This window comes from Kocuria sp. WN036 (genome assembly GCF_002287015.1).
GTDB classification, from domain to species: domain Bacteria; phylum Actinomycetota; class Actinomycetes; order Actinomycetales; family Micrococcaceae; genus Kocuria; species Kocuria rosea.
The window spans coordinates 1-2,380 of record NZ_NSKF01000064.1; the positions used below are offsets into that span (position 1 = coordinate 1).

Genomic DNA, 2,380 nt, shown 5'->3' on the forward strand with positions numbered 1-2,380 from the left:
ACCTCGCTGAAGGCCCCCTCCACCGGCGGGCGCGGTGCGTAGGACGGCGGGTCCGTGGAACGGAGCGCCTTCGCGACCGTGTTCCGCGACAGCGACAACCTCCTGGCAATCGCCGCCTGCGACAAGCCCTCCACCCGATGCAGCTGACGGATCAGCGCCCAATCCTCCACAGTGATCACTCTCCAATCGTTGGACGAGCTGCTCACTTTTCGACCGGAACTTCAGCTACCTATTCGACCGGAACCGACACCGTGAAGGTCGCAGCACTCAACTGCTCCACGCCGGAGACTGCCACGGCCGGGTGCACCACGAGGTCCGGGACTGCCGCACGAATAGGTGACACCCTGACCTGACCTATCGGTGCGGCAGTCCCAAGGCTGGGACATGAAGGTCGTTGCCCAGCTGCTGGGTCACGCTTCGGTGACCACCACCTCCAGGTACCTCGATGAGCTGCCCGGAGAGCTGTCGGTGGCAGTCAACGCCCACCCCTGACTCCGGTGGATTTGTCAGAGTTCGCTGCACCGTTGCCGTGGGGGCTCGCGCCGCTCCGAGGAGCTTCAGGGTGGATACCACATGAGATAAAGCCTCGAATAGCCACTCGAGTGTGATGTTGCTTACTATGTCTCCACCATTTGCGGAGCTGCTCGTGGGAGCAACTCCGGCTCCCTGGGGCGATCGTTGACCTGAGGGAGTCTGATGTCTATCACCTTTGAGCCCGTGCCCCTGACGGATCGACGGCTCTTCGAGGCCCGGCTCAGTGAAGCCACCCTCGCCCTGCACCACGAGGGCCACGATCCGGAGAGAATCTGCCAGGAAGCGACGCGGATCGGTCAGCGGTACCCCTGGGTGGACGCCCGCACGGTGGCCAACGCCCTGGTGGACGCTTTGGGCCCGGGATGGGGCGCCATCTACCTGCACTGGCTGTGGAGCCAGGACGACGACGCCTGACCCATCGCCCCTCGGTAACAGCATCCCTGTGGGGAACGTGCAAGAACGGCCAGCACGCCCATCAGGACAGGGCCTACCCCCGCACGGGCCAACCCCACAGGCAATGTCGTTCTCGTGGAGCGGCTGATAGCCGGGCCATATGTAAAGCCGGGGCTCGGGGCGTCCAGGTGGTTCGGGTGCCTGGGGCACCCTCGGCCTTCCTTGCTCAGTCGTAGTCGACAGGTGCTGATGACGCTCAGGTGAAACTCCCCAGACCTGCTCACTGAAATTCCCCACCCGTGTGGCTCCGCCAATGACGGCGGGGCCCCCTCGATGATGGCGGTCTCTGACCACCAGCCATCCATTCGAGGGAGCCCCGCTGACCATGCTCACACGGGAGGAAGACATCGACGCGCACGCCCTGGCCCGTCAGGGCTGGACGATCTCCGCGATCGCCCGGCATCTGGGCCGTGACCGCAAGACCATCCGCGCCTACCTGGCCGGGAACCGCACCCCCGGGGCACGCCGACGCAGCACCCCGGGCCCCTTCGCCCCCTACGCCGACTACTGCCGGGCCCGCCTGGGCGAGGACCCGCACCTGTGGGCCACCACGCTCTACGACGAGGTCACCGACCTCGGGTACCCCGGGGCGTACCAGACCTTCACCCGCCAGCTGCGGCAACGCCAGCTGCGCCCGGTGTGTCAGGACTGCCGGCCCACCGCCGGGCGGGCCGTGGCGGTGATCGAGCACCCGCCCGGGGAGGAGACCCAGTGGGACTGGGTCGAACTGCCCGACCCACCGGCGGCCTGGGGTGTGGGCGCCAAGGCGCATCTGCTCGTCGGGGCTCTGGCGCACTCCGGGGCCTGGCGCGGGCTCCTGTGCGAGTCCGAGGACCAGGCGCACCTGATCGCCGGCATCGACCACATCACCCGCGCCCTGGGCGGGGTCAGCAAGGCCTGGCGCTTCGACCGGATGGCCACCGTCTGCCACCCGCCCAACGGGGCGGTCACCGCCACCTTCGCCGCGGTGGCCAAGCACTACGGGGTCTCAGTGGCGATCTGCCCACCACGCCGCGGCAACCGCAAAGGCGTGGTCGAGAAAGCCGTGCACTCCGCCGCCCAACGCGTCTGGCGCACCCTGCCTGATGAGGCCACCGTCGAATCCGCACAAGCTGTCAACGCCGAACGAAAATTGACCCCCTATCGCCGGGCGGATTCAACAGCTCGTCGCAACACCGACGTTGTTTCAGCATGACATCTTGGCCGCGAACACGGTGGCCGGCGTCGCCCATCCGAGGACCTTTCGCGGACGGGTGTTGAGCAGCTGCTCCACCCTGGCCAGGTCCTCCGCGGTGTGAACGCTCAGGTCCGTGCTTTTCGGGAAGTACTGGCGCAGCAACCCGTTCATGTTTTCGTTGGACCCCCGCATCCACGGACTGGCCGGGGCGGCGAA

General features: G+C 67.2%; 4 protein-coding genes. 2 read left to right on the forward strand and 2 right to left on the reverse strand.

The window, feature by feature from the left end:
- A partial coding sequence (locus CK505_RS18010; protein ID WP_141246801.1) for a sigma factor-like helix-turn-helix DNA-binding protein occupies positions 1 to 170 on the reverse strand: 170 nt, incomplete at its 3' end.
- Between the two features lie 526 nt (positions 171 to 696).
- Here CK505_RS18010 and CK505_RS18015 point away from each other — a divergent pair.
- The gene (locus CK505_RS18015) at positions 697 to 948 is read left to right on the forward strand and encodes a hypothetical protein (RefSeq protein WP_075870946.1); all 252 of its coding nucleotides are present in this window, start codon (positions 697 to 699) and stop codon (positions 946 to 948) included.
- A gap of 364 nt (positions 949 to 1,312) precedes the next feature.
- Entirely contained in the window at positions 1,313 to 2,182 is an 870-nt protein-coding gene (istA, locus tag CK505_RS18020) for an IS21 family transposase (RefSeq protein ID WP_095651915.1), read from the forward strand.
- Here the strand turns inward: istA and CK505_RS18025 are convergent.
- Positions 2,174 to 2,380, reverse strand: a 207-nt coding sequence (locus CK505_RS18025; RefSeq protein WP_141246791.1) for an IS30 family transposase, incomplete at its 5' end; no start/stop codon positions are given. The two genes, istA and CK505_RS18025, sit on opposite strands and share 9 nt — an antisense overlap.

Excerpts from the sequence above, each read along its gene's own strand:
- CK505_RS18015 (WP_075870946.1), top strand. The coding sequence starts at position 697 with ATGTCTATCACCTTTGAGCCCGTGCCCCTGACGGATCGACGGCTCTTC.
- istA (WP_095651915.1), top strand. The coding sequence starts at position 1,313 with ATGCTCACACGGGAGGAAGACATCGACGCGCACGCCCTGGCCCGTCAG.